21 protein-coding genes are annotated in these 24,012 nt (G+C 58.5%); 13 read left to right on the plus strand and 8 right to left on the minus strand.

Annotated features, from left to right (window positions below; all coding sequences use genetic code 11):
* Window positions 1-84: 84 nt before the first annotated feature.
* Together GGR28_RS18175 and GGR28_RS18180 are read left to right on the plus strand one after the other, a co-directional pair.
* Complete coding sequence (locus GGR28_RS18175; RefSeq protein WP_183497255.1) at window positions 85-465, plus strand: START-like domain-containing protein; 381 nt, start codon at window positions 85-87, stop codon at window positions 463-465.
* Window positions 466-3,264, plus strand: coding sequence for a PD-(D/E)XK nuclease family protein (locus tag GGR28_RS18180; protein WP_183497256.1), 2,799 nt, complete (start codon window positions 466-468; stop codon window positions 3,262-3,264).
* Between the two features lie 7 nt (window positions 3,265-3,271).
* Here the strand turns inward: GGR28_RS18180 and GGR28_RS18185 are convergent, their stop codons facing one another.
* The 3 genes from GGR28_RS18185 to GGR28_RS18195 form a co-directional block, all read right to left on the minus strand.
* Window positions 3,272-4,444, minus strand: a complete 1,173-nt coding sequence (locus tag GGR28_RS18185; protein ID WP_246416841.1) for a hypothetical protein — start codon at window positions 4,442-4,444, stop codon at window positions 3,272-3,274.
* Window positions 4,445-4,533: 89 nt separating this feature from the next.
* On the minus strand, window positions 4,534-5,520 hold the full coding sequence (pfkA, locus tag GGR28_RS18190) for a 6-phosphofructokinase (protein ID WP_183497257.1): 987 nt from the start codon (window positions 5,518-5,520) through the stop codon (window positions 4,534-4,536).
* Between the two features lie 7 nt (window positions 5,521-5,527).
* Complete coding sequence (locus tag GGR28_RS18195; protein WP_183497258.1) at window positions 5,528-6,370, minus strand: hypothetical protein; 843 nt, start codon at window positions 6,368-6,370, stop codon at window positions 5,528-5,530.
* A 228-nt stretch (window positions 6,371-6,598) separates the two neighbouring features.
* On the opposite strand from GGR28_RS18195, the gene GGR28_RS18200 reads away from it, so the two are divergent.
* Window positions 6,599-7,480 (plus strand): glycoside hydrolase family 73 protein, encoded by an 882-nt coding sequence (locus tag GGR28_RS18200; protein ID WP_183497259.1) that lies wholly within the window; start codon window positions 6,599-6,601, stop codon window positions 7,478-7,480.
* A 7-nt stretch (window positions 7,481-7,487) separates the two neighbouring features.
* Here the strand turns inward: GGR28_RS18200 and GGR28_RS18205 are convergent, their stop codons facing one another.
* From GGR28_RS18205 to GGR28_RS18220, 4 genes are read right to left on the minus strand one after another with little or no spacing between them, the layout of a single operon-like run.
* Complete coding sequence (locus tag GGR28_RS18205; protein WP_183497260.1) at window positions 7,488-8,336, minus strand: biotin-dependent carboxyltransferase family protein; 849 nt, start codon at window positions 8,334-8,336, stop codon at window positions 7,488-7,490.
* The gene (gene pxpB, locus GGR28_RS18210) at window positions 8,321-9,013 is read right to left on the minus strand and encodes a 5-oxoprolinase subunit PxpB (protein ID WP_183497261.1); all 693 of its coding nucleotides are present in this window, start codon (window positions 9,011-9,013) and stop codon (window positions 8,321-8,323) included. Before pxpB ends, GGR28_RS18205 begins: the two co-directional genes overlap by 16 nt.
* Window positions 9,014-9,031: 18 nt before the next feature.
* Window positions 9,032-9,454: a hypothetical protein gene (locus tag GGR28_RS18215; protein ID WP_183497262.1), complete on the minus strand. Its 423-nt coding sequence runs from the start codon at window positions 9,452-9,454 to the stop codon at window positions 9,032-9,034.
* Window positions 9,454-9,867: a response regulator gene (locus tag GGR28_RS18220; RefSeq protein WP_183497263.1), complete on the minus strand. Its 414-nt coding sequence runs from the start codon at window positions 9,865-9,867 to the stop codon at window positions 9,454-9,456. The genes GGR28_RS18215 and GGR28_RS18220 overlap by 1 nt, the downstream gene beginning before the upstream one ends.
* Before the next feature lie 250 nt (window positions 9,868-10,117).
* Between GGR28_RS18220 and hemL the strand changes: the two genes are divergently transcribed.
* The 6 genes from hemL (at window position 10,118) to GGR28_RS18250 (ending at window position 17,688) form a co-directional block, all read left to right on the plus strand.
* Window positions 10,118-11,446: a glutamate-1-semialdehyde 2,1-aminomutase gene (gene hemL, locus GGR28_RS18225; RefSeq protein ID WP_183497264.1), complete on the plus strand. Its 1,329-nt coding sequence runs from the start codon at window positions 10,118-10,120 to the stop codon at window positions 11,444-11,446.
* A 58-nt stretch (window positions 11,447-11,504) separates the two neighbouring features.
* Window positions 11,505-11,912 carry a hypothetical protein gene (locus GGR28_RS18230; protein WP_183497265.1) on the plus strand — a complete coding sequence of 136 codons (408 nt, stop codon included), beginning with the start codon at window positions 11,505-11,507 and terminating at the stop codon, window positions 11,910-11,912.
* A gap of 28 nt (window positions 11,913-11,940) precedes the next feature.
* Entirely contained in the window at window positions 11,941-13,110 is a 1,170-nt protein-coding gene (locus GGR28_RS18235) for a trans-sulfuration enzyme family protein (RefSeq protein ID WP_183497266.1), read from the plus strand.
* Between the two features lie 85 nt (window positions 13,111-13,195).
* Window positions 13,196-14,890 (plus strand): peptidase domain-containing ABC transporter, encoded by a 1,695-nt coding sequence (locus GGR28_RS18240; protein WP_183497267.1) that lies wholly within the window; start codon window positions 13,196-13,198, stop codon window positions 14,888-14,890.
* Window positions 14,891-14,897: 7 nt separating this feature from the next.
* Window positions 14,898-16,268, plus strand: a complete 1,371-nt coding sequence (locus tag GGR28_RS18245) for an HlyD family secretion protein (protein ID WP_183497268.1) — start codon at window positions 14,898-14,900, stop codon at window positions 16,266-16,268.
* Window positions 16,269-16,278: 10 nt separating this feature from the next.
* A complete protein-coding gene (locus tag GGR28_RS18250) occupies window positions 16,279-17,688 on the plus strand; it encodes a TolC family protein (protein ID WP_183497269.1) in 1,410 nt (469 codons plus the stop codon).
* Here GGR28_RS18250 and GGR28_RS18255 read toward each other — a convergent pair.
* The gene (locus tag GGR28_RS18255; RefSeq protein WP_183497270.1) at window positions 17,579-19,168 is read right to left on the minus strand and encodes a hypothetical protein; all 1,590 of its coding nucleotides are present in this window, start codon (window positions 19,166-19,168) and stop codon (window positions 17,579-17,581) included. The genes GGR28_RS18250 and GGR28_RS18255 overlap by 110 nt on opposite strands.
* A gap of 242 nt (window positions 19,169-19,410) precedes the next feature.
* Between GGR28_RS18255 and GGR28_RS18260 the strand changes: the two genes are divergently transcribed.
* The 4 genes from GGR28_RS18260 to GGR28_RS18275 all read left to right on the plus strand — a co-directional run bounded on the left by GGR28_RS18260 (window position 19,411) and on the right by GGR28_RS18275 (window position 23,415).
* Window positions 19,411-19,749, plus strand: a complete 339-nt coding sequence (locus GGR28_RS18260) for a P-II family nitrogen regulator (protein ID WP_183497271.1) — start codon at window positions 19,411-19,413, stop codon at window positions 19,747-19,749.
* A 126-nt stretch (window positions 19,750-19,875) separates the two neighbouring features.
* Complete coding sequence (locus GGR28_RS18265; RefSeq protein WP_183497272.1) at window positions 19,876-21,138, plus strand: ammonium transporter; 1,263 nt, start codon at window positions 19,876-19,878, stop codon at window positions 21,136-21,138.
* A gap of 43 nt (window positions 21,139-21,181) precedes the next feature.
* The gene (locus GGR28_RS18270) at window positions 21,182-22,285 is read left to right on the plus strand and encodes an outer membrane beta-barrel protein (protein ID WP_183497273.1); all 1,104 of its coding nucleotides are present in this window, start codon (window positions 21,182-21,184) and stop codon (window positions 22,283-22,285) included.
* 113 nt (window positions 22,286-22,398) lie between these two features.
* Complete coding sequence (locus tag GGR28_RS18275) at window positions 22,399-23,415, plus strand: glutamine synthetase beta-grasp domain-containing protein (protein WP_183497274.1); 1,017 nt, start codon at window positions 22,399-22,401, stop codon at window positions 23,413-23,415.
* Window positions 23,416-24,012: the final 597 nt, after the last annotated feature.

Raw genomic sequence — 24,012 nt, forward strand, 5'->3', positions numbered from 1 at the left:
CATTAGGTTGGGGGAGGATAAACTTTTGGTAGTCTCGGTTAATTTAACTTATTTGCCCGCCACCTATACTTCCAACCCCCCGATATGGAACGCGTTAAGTTTACCTCGGAGTTCATCTTCCGTGCCTCCCCCAATATTGTGTACCAGTTCCTGACGGACCCGGCCTGCCTCACCCGCTGGTTCTGCGACGAGGTCGACATCAACGACAGTACGTACACCTTCGTTTGGAGCGGTTCCCCGGAGGGCGCCGAACTCATTGAAGACAGCGAGGGGGACATGGTCCGATTTGCGTGGGAAGAGGCCGAAGACGAGGATGAATACCTCGAATTCAACATCACCAAAAGCCCGGTCACCGGGGAAACCATCGTGTACGTTACCGACTTTGCCGACGACGACGAGGTGGAAGACCAAAAGGCGCTCTGGGAAACCCAGCTTACCCGCATGCGCGCCGAAATGGGCGGCTAAATGATTACCGTATACCTGGGACTCACCTTCTCCGGTCCCGTACTGCCCCGACCACCCGCCGCTGCCATCCGCGAGCTGTACGTCGACTATCTGGGCCTGCTTACCTATCTAGAGCGGTGCTACGCCCTCACTCACCCCACGGCCAATCGCGATGCCCTGCGCACCGAGCAGTACCGCCAAGCCGTCGAACGACACTTGGAAAACCGGGAGCGGGAGGAGCCTTTCTACGCCGCTTCTTTCGCTGCCGACCGGATCGCCACCGCCGAAGAATTGCTTTCCCGCCGCGATGAATTATTGGAGGCGGGCTATTCCCTGTCCCGATCGGCTACCGACGATACCCCCAGCCGCATTCGGGTACTCCACGAGATCGAAGCGCTCGTCCTGGATCGCGACAACGATATCGATCTGATGCCGGGAGTAGCGGACCGCCTAAACATTTTACTTGCCGCATTGCTTGACCGCCGCCACCCCCGGCTAAAGCTGTACGTTCACGAACCCCTTGCTCTCCTGCCTACCGGTTTGCGCCGGCTACTGGACCGGCTGCGGGAAGGTGGCGACACCATTGAACAGCTTCCCGAACCGGAGGCGGGTACCGGTACTTCCGACCTAACTCGCTGGCAGCGTAAGTTGCGCTTGCTGCTGACCGGCGAAAGCGATCCGGAAACCATCGCCTGGACCGGCGACGGCAGCCTCGTCGTCCTGCGCGCCGAACGGGAAACCCACATTGCCGCATACCTGGCCCGCACCGTAAAGGAGAACGAGCACTGGCGCCCGGGGGTACTCATGACGGTCCGCAACCAGACCCTCGACAACGCCATGCTCATGGAGGGCCTGCCCAGTATGGGTATTCCCTCCACCAGCCTGGCCCGCCCCAGCCTTCAGGTGCTCAAACTGGTTACGGCATTTCTGTGGGAGCCGGTCGAGGTAGAGCGGATCATGGAATTCGTTAGCCTGGTCACCAAACCCCTCGAGCGGCGGTTGGGTCAAAAACTGGCCACCCACCTGGCCGACACCCCGGGGCTGTTCGGAAATCGCTGGACCTACGCGGTCGAAGAAGCCTTTCGCGACATGGAGGCCCGCAATTACCCGCCGGCCCGCATCCGGCGCGCCCGCGAGCAGTACGATTTTTGGTTCCGTCGCCGCCGTCACCCGCGCGATGGCCGGGTGCCGAAGGCGGAAGTGCGCAGCCTGTTCGTCTTCCTGCGCAACTGGGCCATCGAAGCCTTCGACGAGGACAAAAACCAGTCCGGCCTGCTCGTCCTTTCCGCCCAGGCAGAGCGCGCCACCGAGTTGCTGGACGCGCAGCCGGAAACCGAACTAAGCTACCTCGACGTAGAACGACTGGTGCGTACCGTGTATCAACCGGCCCCCACCCAGTTCAGCCCCCCCGAGCAGGGCGGATTAGAAACCTCCTTTGCTCCTGCGTCCACCGCCCAACTTGCCGGCAGCGGACAACCTCCCCTGGACCGGCTCGTCTGGTGGGACTTTATCGAATCCGACCCCAACTATTTTTTCAGCCGGTACTACCCCGAAGAATTGGCTTTTTTACGGGAACGCGGGAGCGAACCGATGAGCTCCGAGCAGCGCAACCAACTCCTGGTCTGGCAAAACCTGCGCCCGCTGTTGCACACCCGCCGGCAACTTATCCTCTGTCTCCCCCGCCGCGTAGACGGTACGGAAGTGGAACCCCACGCGCTACTGGGCGATCTGGAGGCCGCCTGCACCGAAGCCGCGCTAAAGACCATTACGGTCGATATCGATGAGTGCGGGACGCCCGTCAACCTGCTGACCGACTTGCAGTTGCCCGGCTTCGCCCCCGTGCCGATCCGGGAGCTTGACCCACCGGTGCCCCACCTTGACATTGCACGACCCCAGGCCATGCAACCGCGCGACCAGGAGACGCCAACCGCAGTGGAGGATCTGCTGTACTACCCGCACAAGTGGATTTTTCGGCATCAACTCCGGTTACGCGGCACCCCGATTTTGTCCATCGCCAGTGAAAATCGACTGAGGGGCAACCTAAGCCACCTCTTCGTCGAACAACTACTGGACGATATCGCCGCGGCAGGTCGACCCTTTGACCGCAATGAGGTTGAAGCGTGGATCGACGAACACGCAACTCGCATTTTCCGGCAGCAGGGAGCCGTACTGCTCGAATACGGACAGGAACCCGAGCGCGTTCAGTTTTTACTGACCATGAAGAAGTCGGCCTGGACCCTGGTCAGCCTGATCCAGCGCAACGGCTGGACCATCCGTGGGTCCGAACAGGAAATCGGCGGAGAGCTGACGGCAATGGGCGGGCAGGTGGTTGCGGGGCGCGCGGATCTCGTGCTCGATCGCGTCAATCACCTGGGGCAGGCGGAAACGGCCGTCGTGGACCTCAAGTGGCGCGGCAAAACGGTCTTCCGGAATCTGCTCCGCAACGCCAGCGACATTCAACTGTGCCTGTACGCTGAATTTTTACGACAAACGGGCAGCGCACGGGTGCATACCGCTTACTACATTCTACGGGATGCGAAGATGATCAGCCGCAACGAACTGGCCTTTGCGGGCGCGGATGTAGTGGCCGACGACACCGACTTTACGGTCATCCAGCAGGAGACGCTGGCCCGCATCCGGGCAACCCACGACTGGCGTTGGGAACAATTTGCCGACGGTACCCTGGAGGTGCGTTGCAAGGAAACCGTACCGTTCCTGGAGGACCTGTACCTCGATCTGCCCCACGACAGTCTCCTGAGCATGAAGGACGATACCTCCCCCTTCGACGACTACCGGAGCCTGATCGGATTGGTGCGGTAGGCAGGTTCTACCCTACGTTACCGAGAAAGGTGCCCGTGGTGAGGAAGCGCATAATGTAAACCAGGGCGATACTCACGACCAAGCCGAAGGTCACCTTACCGAGGTCGCTGAAGATGTTGCGGAAAGCAGCCGTGAGGTTCTTTTGGCCGGGCATGGTCTCGAAGTACGCTATGGCAGCCCGGGCGATCATGGCGGCAGCCATTACGACAATAACAAAGTCATTGACCTGGTCGCGCAGGTACACCACGTATCCGATCAGCAAGAGGAGCACCACGTTCAGCACCATGCCGGCGTAGTAGGCCAGTGGGGCCCTTAGGCGGTCGCTCGGTTCTTCGTCCAGCTCCAGGCGGTACCGGATGGCGATCTCACGTCCGGCCAGTAGACCGAGAAACACCCAGGTCGTAGACATCGGCACGTTGCTGAATTCCTTGAAGAACAGCAACACGATGCCGTAAATAAAGTCGATGATGGTGGCCGAGCGAATGTCGGTAGTGTTGGTTTTTGCCTTGACGATCTTCTGAATGTTGCCCCCCTTGCTGTAAAAAATGAAGGCAAGCATCAGCAGCAGGATCGTGAGCGAGACCCCAATCTCCGAGCCGGTGAGTGACCGGGGGAGGTAGACGTAGATGTTGGCAAAATCCTGGATTAGCCACTGTCCCCACAAAAATCCGGTACTGGCCCACTGTAGGATGGTCCAGGTCTGCGTCTCCCGGTCCGTGATGTTGTTGTGGATGAACCGCTTATCGAGCCACCGGGTAACGAGTTGCCAAACAATGATCGCTACACAGAAAGCCAGCGCGTAGCCCAGGATAGACTTCATGGTCATGTCCAGTAGGCCCTTTGGCTTAAAGAAAGTCAGGATCAGAAACGAGGTGGACACGGGAATTCCGGTCCGGGTAAGCAACATGAGTACGAGCGGAGGAAGGAGATAGGGCCAGCCCATGTCGTCGACGAACTCGTAGCTCTCGAGACGGCCGTAGCTAACGTCACCGCTGTAGGTATACCACCCGTAGAGCAGCGTAAAGGCCAGGATCGATCCTGCGAAGGCCCACAGGACGTACCAGGGTTTATTTTCGTTGGAGGCGAGGAAGGTGCCAAGCGTCTGAATGGAATCATTGCCAACAACGGCGTAGCCGGCCAGAATGAAGCCGGTCCACATAATAATTAAAGATGCATCCATTCGTGTACGTACTGGGGAACGGGGGTGGAAGGTCGCTACCGCCGCTCAAGTTCGGGCCGGCACGTAAATTGTACGTTAAGCCGGTCGGACTAGATGGCCAGGATACTGGCCATCTTGATCAGTTCCTCCATTGGCATCTTCTCCCGCGTGATGGAATCTTCGAAGGGATAGCAGGTCACCTTGTCGTTGACGATGCCGACGGCAATGTTCTCCTTGCCCTCCAGCAACATCTCCACGGCCGCATGACCGAGTCGACTGGCCAACAGGCGATCGGCCGCGGTGGGCGATCCGCCCCGCTGCAGGTGTCCGATCACGGTAACCTTGGGTTCCATGCTCGCCAGTTCGTGTTTGATCTTTTCGGCAATGCCGGTCGCACCACCCATCGGATGGCCCTCGGCTACGATCACCACGCTGAAGAGCTTGCCCCGTGCCTTATTCTTGCGCAGCACCGACTTCAGGTCTTCGAGGTCCGTCTCGGCTTCCGGAATGAGCACGCTGCTGGCTCCCGAACCGATGGCCGTATACAGGGCAATGTAACCGGAGTTGCGGCCCATGACCTCCACGAAGAACAGTCGGTTGTGGCTGTCGGCCGTATCCCGGATCTTGTCTACCGCATCGATGGCCGTATTTACCGCCGTATCGAAGCCGATGGTGTAGTCCGTTCCGAACAGGTCGTTGTCTATCGTACCGGGAATGCCGATGAAGGGGATGCTGTATTCTTCGCTGAATACCTTGGCGCCGGTGAAGGTGCCGTTTCCTCCGATGGCAATGCAGGCGTCGATATCGTAGGCCTTGAGGTGCTCGTAGGCGGCCTGCCGCCCCTCGGGGGTCATGAAGCGCTGCGAGCGTGCGGTGCGCAGCATGGTGCCGCCGCGCTGGATGATGTTGGCCACGTCACGGCGTTCCAGCCGTTGGAAGTGACCGTCGATCATGCCTTCGAAGCCCCGCTCAACGCCGTAGACGTGCAGCTTGTTCCAGGCCGCGGTGCGAACGACGGCACGCAGTGCAGCATTCATGCCCGGCGCGTCTCCGCCGGAAGTGAATACGGCGATACGTCGAATATCCTTTCTATCCATACATTGATTACTTGCCGGCGTGGTAATCCGCCAGGGCTTCGATGGGCTTCTGTACGAAACGACCGGCAGTCAGATCGCGTTCGTGCAGCGCAGCCAATAAAATGTCCTTAAAGTGGAACGCGATGCTTCCAATGAAGTGAACCGGCAATTCCAGATGACCGCGGTACTTGCGCACGTGACGGTCCAAAAACTCCGCAAAACTAGCAAATACAATCTTCTGAATGAGCGGATGGTTCTGGTGAGCACCCATAAATCGGGTAAAGCCGGCCAGATAGGTGTTCGGCATCTCCGATTCGTACACGTTGTTGATGATGGTCATCCGATCAACGGTCGTATACGCTTCGAACGCACTATTCAATTCCTGGTCCAACTCACGGTAGAAGTAGGCACGCAGGAAGGCCTTTCCGAGGTGTGAACCACTGCCTTCATCCCCCAGCATGAAGCCCAGGTTGGTCACGTTGTCGATCACCTCCTTCCCGTCGTACAAACAGGTATTACTCCCCGTACCGAGGATACAGGAGATGCCGGGATCATTGCCGCAGGTGGCCCGGGCCGCACCCAGCAAGTCATGCATTACCTCAATCTTGGCACCGGGCCAGGCATTGCTGATGCAATCCACGATCACTTTTTTGCGCCGCTGGTCCCAGCAGCCCGCCCCGTAGTAGTGTACTTCGCGCACGTTGACGTTCGGCAACAGGTCACGCGAAAGTTTGAGTACCTCATTGTGCAGGAGATCGTGGGGGTGCACCACGGGATTGAACCCCCGGGTATTCACGTAAACGTTCTCTCCATTCTCGGGCAGTAATGCCCAGTCTGCCTTAGTGGACCCCGAGTCCGCAATTAGTACCATGATCAATGAATTAGCCCCGCGAATGTAGTGTAAAATCTACACTAAGCACGGCTTACGGGCGGGGACGCAGGTGCAAAGGAACTTAAAGCGAGCAATGGTTTGAGGCAGCTCAATTTTAAAACAAATAGTTTGATATTACGGTTTTGGGTGCTATCTTTGGCCCAGACAATCGATTTATCCAGCAGGTTCCACACTTTTCTGATACCGTCACGCTAAAATTACGCACGGATGCCTGCCAATCAATCCTCACCCCTTCCTTCCGATCTCGGCCGTCGCGCCGCCCGTCTGATGGATTACGCGGTGCACTACAGCATCGAACTTTTTCTGATCGCACTGATCCTTTACCTCTGCATTAGCCGCGGCCTTGCCGTCAGTGTCAATGTCCACGACCCCGCCCCCACCCCCAGTCAGGAAGCCGTTTCCGAAGCGGGTATAGGTGGCTGGTTTTCGAGTTTGGGCCACCGTGTGATTACGCACGTCGCTACCCGCCGGGAGACCAACGTGCTCCACCAATACGATCAAGACGGCGATGCGCTCGACGAGTTCACCAGCGTAGCGGTAACCGATGATCCCGCGCCCCACATCAGCAACCTGACCCTGGTGCTCAGTCCTGACTACGGTCAGCGCAAGGGCCTACCCGCCGACATTATTGCCGCCAAGCGAGCCCGGGTGACGAATTACCTCAACCGCTACGCTCCCATTGCCCGACGGGAGATGCGCGATCATGGCATCCCGGCCAGTATAACTCTGGCGCAGGGACTGCTGGAGAGCAATGCCGGTGATTCCAAACTTGCTGTCAATTCCAACAACCACTTCGGAATCAAGTGCCGCAGTAAGTGCCTGGGCTGTACCTGCCGGAATTACGGCGACGATACCCGTTACGATATGTTTCGCGTCTTCGATTCGGTAGCCGACAGCTTCCGGGAACACAGCACCCTGCTTGGCACCGCCCGCTACGCCAAATTAAAGGCCCACGGAACGGATTATCGAAAGTGGGCGCACGGCCTCAAGTCCTGCGGCTACGCTACCGACAAACGCTACGCCCAGAAGCTGATCACCATCATCGAGAACCTGAAGCTGGAGAAGTATGACGACGTCGCCGGTGCCTGAGCTCCCTTTACTTTACCCTAAAACCCAGGACCTCGCCGGGTTTTAATTGGAATGCCTCACCAAATTCGCCGGCGAGCAGTACGCGTGGATACCCACCTACGGTCTGTGCATCGGGACCAAGCAAAATCGGACCTTCCGGTGTCAACTGTACCGTACCCGGTAGTACCGGGGAACTGATTAGCGACGGCAAGGCCAGCGGAAAAGGGGTAGGGGAGCACAGCCGTATTCCCTGACGATTCGAGGCTGACGACACGGTAAACTTGGTGCGTTCCAGCCACTGGCGTTCCCGGGCATTGAGTAAGGACCATTCCGGCCCGGTGCAAACTCGAAGTTCTACCCTGCCGGGGGTGGCGCTGCCTTCAAACGGCCAGTCGTTGCGAAACGGAGTCTCTGCTCGGTCCGAAATTTCGACGGAAAATCCCGATCCGATACGGGCAACCCCGGGTAATCCCGCTTCAACGCTGCCGAGTATGCGGGGAAGGTTCCAGTGGCCGCCCAGTCCCACGTATCCTCGGCAGCCCCGGTGGGCGAAACCGCCCGTGAGCAGGTAGCAGCCGTCGAGATAAATCACCTGACAATGGTCTACGGGGGTGCCGTTGAGCCGCCAATTCATATCGGCGCCGGCCACTGCGAGCTGGCCCCTTCCCTCCACTAGCCACCGACCGCCGTTGAGGGTCGTTTCCAGACAACAGTGCGTCGCCGGTTGATCGAGCAAACGATTCACCGTCGCCGCGCTCACCGGATCGGCCGCGCCCCCACTGGAGATTCCGCGGTCCCGGTAACCGGGTCTACCCGCATCCACCAGGTAGGCACCGGCTCCGCTGCCGATACAGGTTAACCTTAGCGCCGCGGCCACGGGGGTGGTGATTCTACGAGGTGTTCGTAATCGCGAGTGGCAATGGGATAAAAGCTTACCCGATCACCGGCCCGGAATCGTGTCTCTCCCCCCCGAGTAGAGAGAAGAGGCAGGGGACAGCGGCCGATTAACTGCCAACCTCCCGGTGATTCGTCGGGGTAGATGCCCGTTTGTCCACCGGCCAAGCCGACGGCACCGGCGGGTACTGCGGTTCGTGGTGAACGCCGCCGCGCGACCTGAATCGCCGGGTGAACCTCCCCCATAAACGCGAACCCCGGTCTGAAACCGATCAGGTACACCTGATAAGTTTGGCCGGTATGGAATTGGACCACTTCATCCGTAGTGAGGTTTTGTTGATTCGCCACGTAGCTTAGGTCGGGTGCCAGCGCCGGATCGTAACACACCGGTACCTGGTGACTGATCACACCTCGGTCGGGCCGGTTGGCCACTGGCAGATCGATAATACGTTCGCAAAGGTCATAGGCGGAAACCACGGCTGGGCGGAAGGTGACCAACAGGGAGGCATAAGCTGGAACGCACTCCAGAATGCCGGGCAGCGTACCGATGGCTGAAGCGTAGGCATGCACTCCGCAGTTTATCTTCGGGTCGATCCGCTGCTCCCATTCGAGAAGGAGTGCTTCGGGACCGTAGGGATGTATCCGTCGGGGTCGTCTCACAGATGTAAGGTAAGCGTACTAGTGGCGTAGCGCAAACAGGATACTTACCCAGACGGCCTTCAGGGTCCAGAGTGCCGTTCGCACCCAGTTTATTCGGATGAGGGACGTCACGGCAGCTTCGCTGCGTACGTTGCCAAGGCTATTGTGCAGGGGGACGGCATACAGAAAAGTAGTTAACCAGATGCCGATCACCACCATTAGCGGAAGCGACCACGACCAGTGAAAATCGGTTTGGTAGGCCGTAAGCACGGACAGCAATAGCTCGGCCACCATCAGTGGGGCCACGATGCGGGTAATGCTAGCGGTGTGGTGGCGGTGAAACGGCTGAAACTGGTCAACGACGTAACGAAAGGAAGGATAGTGGACCAGCTGGATCACCCAAATGATGCCGAAGAGGGCCCAGCTTACCGCCAGGGTTGTCAACCAGAGCCAGCCGCTCACTATCTGATGCGATTAGTGGATAGCCAAAAATTCACGATGTGCTGGAACACTTCTCGGTACCTAGCACTGCTCGCCGGTTTGTTTACGAATGCGGAACCACCCAGCTCGTAGGCTCGGGTAACCTCGCTTGCGTCGTCGGTAGAAGAAAACATAACGATGGGGAAGGAAGGGCGACTGCCCTGGGCCTGCAGTGACTCCAGTACCTGCAGACCGCTTAGGTGAGGCATGTGAAGATCCATAATAGCGAGTGATACGTCCTCATTGGGCTGATGGTCGCTATAGTATTCCAGAAAATGAGCACCGTCCTTTAGGCGAATGACCTCAATTTCCGGATCGATCTTGTTAAGCGTGCGCCGGGCAAGTTTTGCCTCGGTTGCGTCGTCCTCGATCAGAAGTATTCGATGCGTGGACATTTGTGAAATTTGTGGGGTTGAAATCTTGAGTAAAACTTTACCGGACTTGGGGTATAAATGGAGCAAAAGTTAGGAGCGGGAAGTTCGGTAGACCACCAACTATTTACGGGCCAAACGGTATAATTCTCAAGTATCAGCAAACAGGGGTCGAGTCGTGAGCTATGCAGTAAAAAACACGGCGCGGCCATCTTTACGTAATTAAGACTGCCGCTAGCCGTCGCTTCCCTAACATTGCGCAAAATCAGCTAATATGAATTTCGAGCAGCGCATTCCCCGTGAGGCTTCCGCCCGCTTATTCGAAGAGGCCCAGGAGTACTTTCCGGGAGGGGTAAACTCACCCGTCAGGGCCTTTCGCAGCGTAAGTGGTCCGCCGTTGTTTATCCGGGAAGGGCACGGGAGTCACATGATCGATGAGGACGGCAACCGGTTGCTCGATTTCTGTTGCTCCTGGGGACCGCTCATCCACGGGCACGACAATCCCCACATTCGGGAGCGAGTGATCGAGACGGTGCTGCGGGGAACCAGTTTCGGTACCCCAAACCGCCTGGGCAACCAACTCGGCAAGCTGATTTTGGACAACCACCGCTACGTTGAGCGCATTCGATTCGTCAGTTCCGGGACCGAAGCCGTCATGTCGGCCCTGCGGCTTGCGCGGGGGTATACCGGGCGCAACAAAATCATCAAATTCGATGGTTGTTACCACGGCCACGTCGATAGTCTGCTGGTGAAGGCCGGGTCCGGCCTCGCTACCCTGGGTACGAGCTCGTCGGCGGGCGTACCGGAAACCGTCGCCCGGGATACGCTGGTGCTTCCCCTGGGCGACCGCGATCTGCTGGAACGTACCCTCTCGGAGCACAGCGGTGAAGTGGCCTGCATCATCGTCGAACCCATCCCCGCTAACAATGGATTGCTCATCCAGGACCGGTCGTGGTTGGAATGCCTGCGAATCAAGGCCTGGAAGCACGACGTGCTCCTCATCTTCGACGAGGTGATCTCCGGATTCAGGGTCGGATTCGAGGGAGCGGCGGGCCTTTACGACGTCGCGCCGGACATCATTACCTTCGGTAAGGTGATTGGTGGTGGTTTCCCAGTGGGTGCGTACGGCGCCAGCAAGGAGATCATGGACTACATCGCACCCGTGGGGCCCGTGTATCAGGCCGGTACGCTATCGGCCAACCCGGTCGCGATGGCCGCCGGCCTCGCGGCCCTCGAACAGTGCCTGGCCCCCGGCTTCTACGTGGAGATGGCCGCGCGTACCCACCGGATGGCTACGGCCATCGAGGCTTACGCGCGGGAACGGAATTATCCGGTCCACGTGCCCCACGTGGGGTCGATCTTCTGGCTGGCCTTCGGCACGGAGCGCATCGAGCGGGCGGACCAGATCGACGCCGCTAACATGCAGTACTTCAAAATTATTCATCACGAGTTGCTGCAGACCGGCGTGTACCTCGGTCCCAGCGGCTACGAGGTGGGCTTCGTCAGCAGCGCGCACTCCGAGACCGACCTGCAGGAAGGAGTCGCGAAAATCTGCGCGGCAATGGACGTTGCTTTCGGCGAGAATCAAACCGAAAAATCCTAGATTCTACCGGACGCGCGGCTTAATTTGCGGCTAACAACACGTTGAAACAATACTTCTTATGCGCTACGCTTATATTTTCCTGGCCTTACTCCTGGTGGCCGGCTGTTCCACACCGGCAGCAGTTTCCGGAACCACTGCTCCCGCGGCCAATTCTCCTGCACCCGCGGCCCCGCAAGCTACTTATGCTGGCGAATGGGAAGTAACGGTCAGCGACACGCCGGGGGGGACGGTGACCGGCCTGCTCTCCCTGGAGGAAGGTGCCGAAGGGATGACGGGAAGCTTCGTGTCCGGAGGAACTACTACCCAGTTGAGTTCCGTCGAGCCCAGCGAGGATGGCCTACGGATCGAGTTTTACTCTTCGGAGTACCAAACCGATGTGTACATGCAGTTTGAGGGCGGTCCCGAAGCAACGACCCTGAGCGGCAAAACACTGAGTACGTACGATACCCGGGCGACGCGGAAATAGGTACTTTTGTCCTTTCTAACAGGGACAAATGAGCGAAAACCACGAATCCGAAACCCGCGCCATCCGCGGGCAGATGGATCAGACCCAGTACCGGGAGCACAGCACACCGCTGTTCCTGACCAGCAGTTTCACGTTTCCCAGCGCGGAGGCGATGGCCGATACGTTCGCCGGTAGCGGGGAGGGAATCATCTACAGCCGCTACAACAATCCCAGCGTCGACGAACTGGTCGCCAAGGCCTGCGCCATGGAGGGGCTACCCGCCGGTTTTGCTACCGCCTCGGGAATGGGTGCGGTGTTTGCCAGTTTGGCGGCACTTGTCAGTCAGGGGGATCACATTCTGGCTACCCGGGCGGTGTTCGGCAGCACCCACCAAATCCTTACCCAGATTCTGCCGAAGTGGGGAGTTTCCTTTACCTACGTCGAGCCCGACCGGCCGGAAGAATGGGCCACCGCCATCCGGCCCGAGACGAAGCTGTTCGTTACGGAAACGCCCTCCAATCCCGGACTTAAACTGGTTGATCTGGAGGCCGCCGGACAGTTCTGCCGTGCGCATCAATTGCTCTTTATCGTCGACAACTGCTTCGCCACTCCCTACCTGCAGCAGCCGGCAGTCTACGGCGCGGACCTGGTCACCCATTCCGCTACAAAATGGATGGACGGACAGGGCAGGGTACTCGGTGGCCTGCTGGTCGGAACGGAAGAAGTAATGGAGCAGGTCGTCTTTTTCTGTCGCCATACCGGACCGGCCATGTCGCCCTTCAACGCCTGGGTCATATCGAAAAGCCTGGAAACCCTGCACGTACGTATGGACGCACACTGCCGCTCGGCCCTCGCTATGGCCCACTGGTTGCAGGATCAGGAGGGAGTAGGGGCAGTACACTATCCCTTTCTGCCGAGCCACCCCCAGTTTGCCCTTGCTCAGCGACAGATGCGGGCCGGGGGCGGCATCGTGACCTTCGAGCTCGACGGAGGCGTAGCCGCCGCCCAGCAGCTACTGAACGCCGCGACCTTATGTACCCGGAGCAGCAATCTGGGGGATACCCGAACCATCCTGACCCATCCGGCCACCACCACCCACAGTAAATTAAGCGTGGAGGAGCGCGCCGCCGTCGGCATCAGTGACGGGCTCGTGCGCATGAGTGTCGGGTTGGAGGCGGTGGGAGATATTCAGGCCGATCTGCAGCAAGGACTCGGGTAATGTCGCAAATGACAACAAAGCATTAACAAACCCAGTCAGGAAAGTGAACGTTGGGCACTGTGGTTATACAACCTGAACTCCTCTAATGGCCGTACTGCAACCTGAGCTTTCTCCCCTCCAACGCTTCTGGCGTCTCCTGAAACCCGACCGGCGGGAGGTCCGCAACGTATGGGTGTATGCGTTCTTTGCCGGGGTCGTCAATCTGTCCTTGCCACTGGGCATCCAGGCGATCGTCAACCTGATCATGGGCGGACGGCCGAGCACCGCCTGGCTGGTACTCGTCCTGCTGGTGGTCTTCGGCATTGCCGTACTGGGGATTCTACAGATCCAGCAGATGCGTCTGGTTGAAAATTTACAGCAGAAGATATTCACCCGGGCCGCCTTCGAGTTCGCCTACCGCATTCCGCGGGTACGTACGGACGTTATCTACAACTACTACGGGCCGGAGTTGATGAACCGCTTCTTTGATGTCCTCACCGTGCAGAAGGGACTCTCGAAGATTCTCATCGATTTCTCGGTGGCGAGCTTCCAGGTTGTTTTTGGTTTGCTGCTGCTCTCGGTGTACCACCCGTTCTTCATCCTTTTCGGTATTATCCTGGTCGGCTTGGTTACCCTCATCTTTGCTTTTACCGCCCGCCGGGGCCTATTGACCAGTCTGCAGGAGTCGAAGTATAAGTACGCAGCCGTACACTGGCTGGAGGAGCTGGCCCGTACGGCGGGCAGCTTTAAGCTCGCGGGTAAGACCGATATGGCGCTTCAGCGCATGGACCGCCACGTGGAAGATTACCTGGGCGCACGGGAAAGCCACTTTACTATTCTCATTCGGCAGTACGGGTTGCTCGTGCTCTTCAAGGTGATCGTAGCCCTCGGACTGTTAGCGATCGGGGGCTTACTGGTGATGCAGGAAAGCATGAACATCGGCCAGTTTGTGGCCGCGGAGATCATCATACTGTTTGTGATGGCTTCGGTAGAAAAGCTGATTCTTGCCCTGGAGACGATCTACGATGTCCTGACGGGGCTGGAAAAAATAGGGCAGGTGACCGACCTGGAACTGGACAACAAGACCAACGGGTCACCCATTGAACTGACCACGGCCACTACCGGACTGGACGTGCGGCTGGAGCACGTCACTTTTCAGTACCCGAAGGCCCGGGAGCCGACCCTCAACCAACTTGATCTCTTCGCCCATTCCGGGGAACGGGTCATGATAACCGGACCGAACGGGGCAGGAAAGAGCACCCTGCTGTACCTGATTGCCGGCCTGTACGACGTGACCCAGGGATCACTTTCCTACAACGGGCTGCCACGCAATAATTTGGGATTGGAAGAACTGCACGGTATCATCGGGGCCTGCTTCAAGCAGGGCGAACTCTTCGAAGGCACCGTACTGGAGAACATCACAATGGGTCGCGAGAGGGCCACCTTCCGGAACGTGGAATGGGCCGTTGAGAACCTGGGGCTATCCCCTACCATCCGCAACCTGCCGGAAGGCTTTGAGACCATCCTGAACCCCACCGGCGACAAGCTCTCCCGCAGCATCATACAGCGTCTGTTACTGGCCCGCGCCATCGCGGACCGCCCCCGTCTACTATTGCTCGAAAATTCGTTCGAAGCCATCGACCGCGACGACCGCCACCACATCGTCGATTTTCTCCTGGACCGCCAGCACCCCTGGACCCTCATTGCCGCCAGCTCCAACAAGTACCTTGCCGCCATGTGCGATCGGGTAATTACGCTCGACCGTGGAGCGGTGCAAGCGCAGAGCCAACCCACGAACTGAACACCGCATGCTGAACATCTCCCTAAACTCCGTCAACCGACACGTCAACCGGGACGGTTTCGACTCCCTCCGGAAGGTGGAAGAACGTCGCTCGGGCAGGGTGCTCCTGCGGCTGCTCATCATCTTTTCCCTGCTGTTCCTACTGTCCCTTTTTCTGCCCTGGACCCAGCACATCCGGGCTACGGGACAGCTGACGGCCCTCCAACCCAACCAGCGGCCCCAGAGAGTGCAGTCGGTTATCGGCGGCCAGATCGTGGAGTGGTACGTCCGCGAGGGGGATTTGGTAGCCGCCGGCGATACGATTCTCCGGCTGACCGAAACCAAAGATCAGTACTTCGATACCAGTCTCCTCGACCGCACCCGATCCCAGGTCCTGGCCAAGGAGATGTCCCTGCAGTCCTATCAATCCAAAGTAAGTGCCCTGGCCGATCAAATGGAAGCGCTGCGGGAATCGGGAAGGCTACGCACCGAGCAGGCGGAGAACAAATTGCAACAGGCCCGGCTCACCGTAGCCAGCGACAGCATGGACCTGGAAGCTACGCGACTGAATACCCAGGTCGCCCGCGAGCAATACGAACGCATGCAGGCACTGTACGATCAGGGCCTCAAATCCCTCACCGACCTGGAAAACCGGCGCGTAACGTATCAGCAGGCCCAGGCTAAACTGCTCAGTGCCGAGAACCGCCTGCTGGCCTCACGCAATGATGTGATCAATGCCCGCGTAGAACTGAACGCGATCCAGGCAAAATTGCGCGACGACCTCGCCAAGGCCAGCTCCGAACGCTTCACCGCGCTTTCCGGTCGCTTCGACGCCGAGGCCGGAGTAGCCAAGCTGGAAAACGAATACAGCAATTACGAGCGCCGGACCGAACTCTACATTCTGCGGGCTCCGCAGTCGGGCTACATCACCGAGATCCTCGCGGCCGGCATCGGTGAAAACCTCTCGGCAGGCGAAGAGGTGGTCACCATCGTGCCCGCCGATTATGAGTTGGCAGTCGAGATGTTTGTCCGACCGATCGACCTGCCGCTGCTGAACACGGGGCAGCAGGTCAATATCCAGTTCGAGGGCTGGCCCTCCATCGTCTTCAGCGGCTGGCCGAATACCAGCTACGGAACTTACTCGGGAATGGTCGTCGCGATTGACCGCACCATTAACGCAACCGGACGCTACCGCGTGATGGTTGCCCCCGACGAGAGCGACGAGGAGTGGCCGGATGCCCTGCGGGTAGGATCCGGAGCAACCGCTCTGGTACTACTGAAGGATGTACCGATCTGGTACGAACTGTGGCGAAAGATCAACGGATTCCCACCGGACCTCTACGCTCCTACGAAATCCACTGCACCCGCGGCCCCGCCCAAAATTAAAGTGCCCAAATGACCGCTAGCCCGTGAACTACCTTCTGATTCTGCTGACCATTTTCCTGGCTGCACCGGTGGCCGGGCAGCAAGTGCCGGTCGTGCTTTCCGAATCCGATTTTCTTGCCCTCGTAGCCGAGCATCATCCGTTGGCCGCGCGTGCGGAACTTCAACGTGAGCGATCGCAGGCACTGCTGCGGGAAGCCCGGGGCGGGTTTGATCCGAAACTTTACGGTGACCTGGCGCAAAAATACTTCAAGGGCACCCGCTACTACAGCCTGGCGGAGGGCGGGATCAAGGTGCCCACCTGGTTCGGAGTAGAGCTCAGTGCCAGCTACGAACGAAACGAGGGGTACTACCTGAATCCCGAGCACACCGTACCCGAGAACGGACTCTTTGCCGCCGGACTGACCGTACCCCTGGGCCGTGGCCTCTTCTTCGACCAACGGCGTGCCGAACTTCAGCGGGCGCGCATCTACCAGCGGGCCACGGTAGTCGAGCGGCAACTGCAACTGAACGAATTGCTGTACGACGCCGGTAGCCGGTACTGGGAGTGGGCGGGCGCGCAGGGAGCGGTGCGGGTCTACGCAGAAGCAATGGAACTGGCACGCACCCGTTATGCAGCGGTGGTGAGTGGTGCCGCCCTCGGAGACCGGCCGGCCATCGATACCCTAGAAGCGCGCATCGTCGTGCAGAACAGGCTGCTGGGTCTCGAATCCGCCCGTCTGGATTTAGCGAACGCCACCGCCGCCCTGAACGCCTTTTTGTGGTTGGAGGGGGTAATCCCTTTAGAGTTGGACGAAGGTGCCCGTCCCCCGTCCCCCGATAGCGTGGTCGTAGGAATTCCGGCTCCGCTTCCCGCCGGACTGGAAAACCCGGGATTGTTGCAGACGCGCCTGAAACTGGACGAACTGGAGGTAGACGAAAGGTTGCAGCGCGAACAACTCAAGCCCCGTCTCGACCTAAAGTATAACACCCTGATTGCCGGTGGTCCAGCCTGGTCCCCGGAGCGGTTTTCGGCGAACGACTACAAGTGGGGGATCGGCTTCAGCCAGTCGCTTTTGGTACGCAAGGAGCGGGGGAAGCTCCAACTTATCCGCATCAAACAGAGCGAAACGCAGTTAGAACTAGCGGCTAAAACGGCCCTGGTGGAGGCAAAATTGGCACAGGCCGAGAACGAAGCCGCCGCAACCGTGCTCCAGTACGCCCTAGCACAACGCAACGTCGACGACTACGCCCGCCTGCTGGCCGGCGAGCGTGAATTGTTCGGGGTGGGGGAGAGCTCCCTCTTTCTCGTCAACAGCCGTGAGGTCTCCTTTATCGAAGCCAGTCTCAAACGGCTGGAGCTGATGGTGAAACACCGAAAGGCTCGTTTGGCGATGCGATACGTTGCGGGCCTTGCGATTCCGACTCCGGCAGGTGGTAGCCTACCCAATGAGTAAGGTCGAGGTAGAGCAGCGCCTTAAATTCAAAGGGGTCCCCGGCGGCGGCGGCGCGAATGTCCTCGTCGAGCTTGCGGTAGATGTTCAGGTGATCGGCATCCGCGGTCTTGAGTAACCGGCGTAGGGCGGCGGCAGCGGTGCGGTGAATCTCCGCGGTTTCGGAGCTGCGGCGCATTTGCCGCGTGAAATTGGTCAGGTGGTAGTCGGCCAGGGCCCGGTTGCCCAGTTCGAAATTGCAGATCAGGTGCAACAGGCGGGTATTGAGTAGAAGATCCTGCCGCAGGATACCCGTCTTCATATTGATGATTTCGTTCAGGTAATCGAGGGCCTCGTCGTGCCGCCGGAGGACGAAACAGGCCGCGGCCAGCTTGTACAGAAATTGTCCCCAGCGGTGGTCGGTGGCCTGAAACTCGCCGGCATCATACTGTTCGACCAGCGACTTGCCAAAGGACCGTGCCCGTTCCCACTCGTGGGATACGAAGTAGTGGTTGAGCTGCATCAATCCGAAGTAATTGGACCCGATGCGACGGCTGTTTTCATTGAGCACCATTTGATCGTCCGCTAGGAAATCAGCCATAACCTTCAGATAGCGGTGCATCCGCGGCAGATCGCCGTGGAGATAGGAGAAGACCGAGACGTAGTACAGGCACCGCATGTACAGGTCGGGGTCCTTAACGGTCATGTGGGTACTCAGTCGGAACAGGGTCAGGGCGTTCAGGGCGGACTCCAATGCATCCTCGAAATTGAGCTGGATATAGTGGTACCACATCGTTGCCTGAAAGCGGTTGATCTTCTGGTGGAAGGTGCTGCTTACGACGTCGCGGTCGTTGCGGCGGGTCTGTATGCTGTGCCAGAACGTTTTGTTTTCCGCATAGTCGGCGGGGGTGCGGCTGTGGCCGGTCTCGATGTAGCGGCCGTGGATCTGAATGTTGAGGTTGAACAACTCACTGGTATGTAGCACACTATAGCTGCGTTCCGCCGATTCGTTGAGCAGCAGGTCCATCTTGTTATCGATTTGCCGCGAGAGCGTAATGTGCCGGGCCTCGATCAGTTTTTGAAACTCAAGGATTTCCAGGTGCAGCAGGTCGCGGTTGTGCTCCACCGCGCGGCCCTTCGCCCGCTCCAGTGACCGCAGGGCGTCGAGGTAGAGGCCCTTTCCGTACAGAATGTGGCTGAAGTCGATCTGCTCCCGGAGCTCGATGTCGATCTCCTTGTTGATGTATATGAGTCGGAGGCTGGTGAGGACCTGCTGGTACAGGTGGCGCTTGAGGTTGGAGTACTGCCCGGAGCTCAACCGCAGGCGTTTCGTGATGGCGTCGTCGTCGGGGGCGTCGAAGCGGTCGATCACATCGAACAGCTGAATGAATTTGTTGTCGGTCGTAGACCCGCCGCGGGTCGCGTAAAGTTTAAAATTGCGCTTCTCCGCCTTGGAGAGTGACTTTACTAAGCGCCACAACTGGTCTTTTACGGCCGTTGGCATGGTTAAGCGGTGTAAGGTAAATGGTTGTAAATCAGCAGTTAACTAAAACAAGGTACCGGTTAGGCGTGACAGATGGCCAAATTAGTTTGTTGCATTCCCTGGTGGGTGTGGGTACATCTTTGTACCAGACAAGGAGCAGGAGACGTCCAACCTTATTACTAGCCCCAACCAGATAGCCTTCCTTACTAACCTCTTCCAGGGCCCGTCGCTGACCACGTAACGGCCTAAAGATAACTACTTCCATGAAGAAGATTGAAGCTATCATCCGACTGTCGCGCTTTGAAAGCATCCGTGATGCACTGGCCGCCATCGACGTCAACTTTTTCACCCTCAGCGAAGTCAAGGGTTTCGGACTCCAGCGCGGCGAGCAACTCACCTACCGCGGTAGCGTGTACGACGCCGACTACATCGCTCGCCTACAACTCGACATCGTAGCTCCCCTCGAAAAGGTCGATGCCATTGTCAACGCCATCTCCACTGCCGGTCGGACCGGTAAGGTCGGCGACGGCAAGATCATCGTCTACGACCTGGACCGCATCGTCAGGATTCGCACCGGCGAAGAAAACGAGAGCGCCATTTAACCAACCATACGGGCCGATTTAACCCCTCGCCCCACTGCATCCCTGAATGGGAATTTTCTCTATCCGCTCCGGCTTGCCCGGCGCAGACCCTCCCCCTCATTCCATAATTCAAAGAATATTACTGCAATGGAAGCAATGTTTACTGTAAACAACCTCTGGATACTGGTGGCGACCTGTCTGGTCTTCATCATGCACCTCGGTTTCGCCAGTCTCGAAGCCGGATTCGTTCAGCGTAAGAACGTAGTCAACATCCTCTTCAAGAACTCCATGATCATCAGCATCGGACTGCTGACCTACTTCTTTGTCGGGTACAACCTTATGTACCCCGGCGACGATTACGCCGGCGGATTCATCGGCGCGTTCGGTGTGATGGACTGGGCCGCCGGGGCCACCGCAGACTACGCGGCCGCTGCGGAAGCGGGTGCTACCTACACCGGGTATTCCGACTTCATTTTTCAGGCCATGTTCGCCGCTACCTGTGCGACCATCGTTTCCGGTGCCGTAGCGGAACGCGTAAAACTGGTCCCCTTCCTCATTTTTGCCACCGTATTCGTCGGGCTCAGCTACCCCCTCACGGGCATGTGGCACTGGGGCGGCGGCTGGCTGTCCGAAATGGGCTTCTATGACTTCGCCGGTTCTACCCTGGTTCACGCCGCCGGGGGCTTCGCCGCCCTGGCCGCAGTGATCCTGCTCGGTGCACGCCGCGGCAAATACCGCGCCGACGGTACGGTTACGGCCATCCCCGGCCACAGCATGCCACTGGCCGCCATCGGCGTGTTCCTGCTGTGGTTCGGCTGGTACGGCTTCAACGGCGGTTCGGTACTCAGCGCCGATCCTAACGGGGTGAGCCTGGTGTTCGTAACCACCTCGCTGGCCGCCGCGGCGGGTGGCGTAGCCGCCTTCTTTATGGGCTACATTCTGTTTAAGTCGTACGACTTGTCCATGGTACTCAACGGTATCCTCGGTGGCCTGGTCGGAATTACCGCCGGTGCTGACCTCATGAGCGGTGGCGAGGCAATCATCATCGGTTTGATCGCCGGCACGATCATCCCCCTCAGCATTGTATTCTTCGACAAGACCCTGCGGCTGGACGACCCGGTAGGAGCCACCTCCGTACACGGTGTCTGTGGAATTTGGGGCACCCTGGCAGTCGGCCTCTTTGGCGCTAGTGCCGGAATGGGGCAACTGGTCACCCAGCTCATCGGCACCCTGGCTGTCGGTGCCTTCTCCTTCGGTACCAGCTTCCTGATCTTCAGCGCCCTCAAGGCCACCATGGGGATCCGCGTAGACGAGGAGGAAGAAATCCGCGGCCTTGACCTCGGAGAGCACGACATGCACGCTTACACCCTTTCGAAGGAAGACGGCGTATTCCAACTCACCTCCGACTAAGGGCCAGAAACCACTTTGCACTCCTATTCACAATAAGCTACTTATGAAAACGTACATCTCCAATTTATTTCTCCTTCTCTTGGTCGGCTCGGGCTCCCTAATCGCCCAAACGGCAGAGGTGGTTATCCCGGAAGCAGAGGAAGTAGAAGAAACGAAGTCCTTTACACTGACGGGTTACGTAGACGCCTACTTCCAGAACGTCTTCAACTCCGATGAGAACGACAGTCACCTGGTGTTTCCCACCAGCTTTACTCCCGAAACCGAAGGCTTTAGCGTGGGTATGGTAAACCTGCTGGCCGAGAAGTCCGTGGGTAAGGTGGGCTTCGTAGGGCAGGTAGGCTTCGGGCCACGTGCGGATGATGCCAACGGTGCATACCCTAACTTGCAGCAACTCTACGTAACCTACTCACCCAGTGACGCCGTGACCTTCACCTTCGGTCAGTTTGGTACCTTCGTCGGCTACGAAGTGATTGATGCACCCGCCAACATGAATTACAGCACCAGCTACCTATTCAGCTACGGACCGTTCTTCCACACGGGACTGAAGGCGGATTTTGCCCTCGCAGAAGGATTTGGCGCGATGGTCGCTATCCTTAATAATACGGACAGCCGGTTCAACGAGCCGGGCGGCTTCTACTACGGTGCCCAGCTGAGCACTGAAACGGGCGGACTGGCCGCTTACCTCAACTTCCTGTACGGTACGGACGTAAAGAGCTTCGATGATGGCAATGACCTCAATACCTTTCAGGTAGATCTCACCGCAACCTTCGAAGCCAGCGAAACCCTGACCTTTGGCATCAACGCATCCGATAAGACCCAGGGTACGGACGGTAATACCGTGCAGGGTTTCGCCGGCGTAGCCCTGTACTCCACCATCGGACTGTCGGAAACCTTCGATCTCTCCCTGCGGGGCGAATACTTCAGCGAGAAGAGCCCGGATGGCATTTCGCTTGACGGGCGCAGTGTGACGGCGCTCACCGCCACCGGCAACATTGTCATCGGCGACCTGCGCATCATGCCCGAAGTACGCTTCGACCTCAGCGGCGACCTCGACACCACCTACGGCGACATCATCAACTTCGGCAGCGAAAGCGCCGCCGACGACAGCATCGGATCGTTCCTGCTTGCCGCCGTCTACTCCTTCTAATTTCCCCAACACACGTCGGTCGGTTGCCCGGTAGCGTGGCTATTCTTCACGATACACGGCACCTGCGGCCCCGCCCAACAATCTTTAATTTCTGATTTAACCCAATTTCACTTATGGCTACTAAGTATAAGCTACAGTACGTATGGCTCGACGGAAACGAGCCGATGCAGACCCTGCGCTGCAAAACCCGCATCGAAGCCGACTTCAGCGGCGAACTCGATGACTGCCCCATGTGGTCCTTCGATGGATCCAGCACCGGACAGGCCGAAGGCGGTAGCTCCGACTGCCTGCTCAAGCCCGTCATGATCGTCCCGGACCCCCAACGCAAGAACGGTTACATCGTCCTTACCGAGGTCCTGAATGCCGACGGCACCCCCAACGCCACCAACGGACGCGCAACCATCGACGACGAAGACCAGGACTTCTGGTTCGGATTCGAGCAGGAATACTTCCTGGTCGACGTCGAGACCGGTAAGCCCCTTGGCTTTCCCGCCGACGGTACCCAGCCCCCGCCCCAGGGACCCTACTACTGCTCGGTTGGCGCCCGCCGCGCCTTCGGACGCGAGATCATCGAAGAGCACCTGGACGCTTGCCTCGATGCCGGACTGAACGTTGAGGGCATCAACGCCGAAGTCGCCCCCGGCCAGTGGGAATTCCAAACCTTTGCCAAGGGCGCCAAGGAAGCCGGTGACCAGATCTGGATGGCGCGCTTCTTGCTGGAACGCATCGCTGAACAGTACGGTGTATACATCGAATACCACTGCAAGCCGCTCAAGGGCGACTGGAACGGATCGGGCATGCACGCCAATTTCTCGAACAGCTTCCTTCGCGACAGCGGCAAAAGGGAGGATTACGAAAAGGTCTGTGAAGCCTTCCGCCCCTACGTCAAGGAGCACATCGACGTATACGGATACGACAACCACCTACGGCTCACCGGCAAGCACGAGACCCAGAGCATCCACCAGTTCAGTTACGGCGTTTCCGACCGTGGCGCATCCATTCGCATTCCCATCGCCACCGTCGAGCGCGGCTGGAAGGGATGGCTGGAGGATCGTCGTCCCAACAGCGCGGCCGATCCCTATAAGGTAGCGGCACGGATCGTCAAGACCGTAAAGCCCGCTTCCGTATAGCATCCGCGATTTAGCCTTCTTGCACACCCCTAAAGAATTTTAAGAAGGTTAAATCAGCTCAGGTTCCCGCTCTACGGGTGCCTACCGTTTGCCCGGCCTTCCCGTATGGAAGGCCGGGTTTTTTTGGGCGGGTACGCAGGTGCAGGGTCAATCAAAGGAGCAATGCATAAAACTACCCGAAAGCTTGCATGGACGAGACCGCGCACCTTATCTTTGCCGTCCCGCAAACGATACGTATGCGCACTCCGCCGGGTCTTTTACAGGCATCCGGCGCCCCCCATACCAAGCTTTCCGCCCCCGAGGCGTCTGCGGCAACGGCCGGCAGCGCGGTGGCGGGATCGCCCCGGGGGATGGCTTCGGCTTCTGGCAGTAAGTTTTCGAAAATATGTTTCGGAGGGCTTGCAGGAACGGGGCGGGTGAGTGTACCTTTGCGGCCCCGGCGAATGAGCGGGGGTGTTTGACCGGGTAGGAAGGGGAGCGAATGAAATTATTTTGCTTCAAGACTTGCACGGGAAAATAACTTGCTGTACTTTTGCAGCCGCTTTGGAAGCAAGGCGAACAAAACGAATAGAAAAGCTGGTGTTTTGGTGCGGGCCC

Source organism: Neolewinella aquimaris (assembly GCF_014197245.1).
GTDB lineage: Bacteria > Bacteroidota > Bacteroidia > Chitinophagales > Saprospiraceae > Neolewinella > Neolewinella aquimaris.

What these genes read in the sequence shown, in the direction of transcription:
- GGR28_RS18260 (WP_183497271.1), top strand. Translation starts at nt 19,411, where the DNA reads ATGAAGAAGATTGAAGCTATCATCCGACTGTCGCGCTTTGAAAGCATC.
- GGR28_RS18245 (WP_183497268.1), top strand. Translation starts at nt 14,898, where the DNA reads ATGCTGAACATCTCCCTAAACTCCGTCAACCGACACGTCAACCGGGAC.
- GGR28_RS18255 (WP_183497270.1), bottom strand. Translation starts at nt 19,168, where the DNA reads ATGCCAACGGCCGTAAAAGACCAGTTGTGGCGCTTAGTAAAGTCACTC.
- GGR28_RS18230 (WP_183497265.1), top strand. Translation starts at nt 11,505, where the DNA reads ATGCGCTACGCTTATATTTTCCTGGCCTTACTCCTGGTGGCCGGCTGT.
- GGR28_RS18180 (WP_183497256.1), top strand. Translation starts at nt 466, where the DNA reads ATGATTACCGTATACCTGGGACTCACCTTCTCCGGTCCCGTACTGCCC.
- GGR28_RS18195 (WP_183497258.1), bottom strand. Translation starts at nt 6,370, where the DNA reads ATGGTACTAATTGCGGACTCGGGGTCCACTAAGGCAGACTGGGCATTA.
- GGR28_RS18270 (WP_183497273.1), top strand. Translation starts at nt 21,182, where the DNA reads ATGAAAACGTACATCTCCAATTTATTTCTCCTTCTCTTGGTCGGCTCG.
- GGR28_RS18235 (WP_183497266.1), top strand. Translation starts at nt 11,941, where the DNA reads ATGAGCGAAAACCACGAATCCGAAACCCGCGCCATCCGCGGGCAGATG.
- GGR28_RS18200 (WP_183497259.1), top strand. Translation starts at nt 6,599, where the DNA reads ATGCCTGCCAATCAATCCTCACCCCTTCCTTCCGATCTCGGCCGTCGC.
- GGR28_RS18185 (WP_246416841.1), bottom strand. Translation starts at nt 4,444, where the DNA reads ATGGATGCATCTTTAATTATTATGTGGACCGGCTTCATTCTGGCCGGC.
- GGR28_RS18275 (WP_183497274.1), top strand. Translation starts at nt 22,399, where the DNA reads ATGGCTACTAAGTATAAGCTACAGTACGTATGGCTCGACGGAAACGAG.
- GGR28_RS18220 (WP_183497263.1), bottom strand. Translation starts at nt 9,867, where the DNA reads ATGTCCACGCATCGAATACTTCTGATCGAGGACGACGCAACCGAGGCA.
- hemL (WP_183497264.1), top strand. Translation starts at nt 10,118, where the DNA reads ATGAATTTCGAGCAGCGCATTCCCCGTGAGGCTTCCGCCCGCTTATTC.
- GGR28_RS18265 (WP_183497272.1), top strand. Translation starts at nt 19,876, where the DNA reads ATGGAAGCAATGTTTACTGTAAACAACCTCTGGATACTGGTGGCGACC.
- GGR28_RS18240 (WP_183497267.1), top strand. Translation starts at nt 13,196, where the DNA reads ATGGCCGTACTGCAACCTGAGCTTTCTCCCCTCCAACGCTTCTGGCGT.
- GGR28_RS18175 (WP_183497255.1), top strand. Translation starts at nt 85, where the DNA reads ATGGAACGCGTTAAGTTTACCTCGGAGTTCATCTTCCGTGCCTCCCCC.
- pfkA (WP_183497257.1), bottom strand. Translation starts at nt 5,520, where the DNA reads ATGGATAGAAAGGATATTCGACGTATCGCCGTATTCACTTCCGGCGGA.